Here is a 276-nt window from a genome sequence, read left to right as displayed (position 1 = left end):
CTGGTACGGTCAACCAAGCTGTGGTTGACGCGCTCAAACCTGGCGGCACGATCGAAGCGGTGCCGGTCTCGGCCGAGCTTCGGCAAAAGCTGCTGGACGCGATGAAGGGCAAGGCCAAGGCGGTGACCAAGAACGCCAAAACCGCACCGTTCAACACCGCCGTCGGCGAGTTGAAAAAGCCGAGCCAGGCTCAGCTGAAAAGCGCGGCCGTTGCCGATTTTGTACCGCTGTTTCCGACCCTGGACATCAACACCCTCTACACCATCGACCAAGTGC

Annotated in this window: 1 pseudogene; it reads left to right on the top strand. The window is 60.5% G+C overall.

Annotated elements, in window-relative coordinates:
• A pseudogene (locus tag SB765_RS29440) lies at positions 1–276 on the top strand (hypothetical protein); the annotation flags it as partial.

Origin of the sequence: Pseudomonas sp. SIMBA_067, from assembly GCF_046534675.1 — a bacterium.
GTDB classification, from domain to species: domain Bacteria; phylum Pseudomonadota; class Gammaproteobacteria; order Pseudomonadales; family Pseudomonadaceae; genus Aquipseudomonas; species Aquipseudomonas putida.
This window is presented reverse-complemented; position numbering and strand designations above follow the sequence as displayed.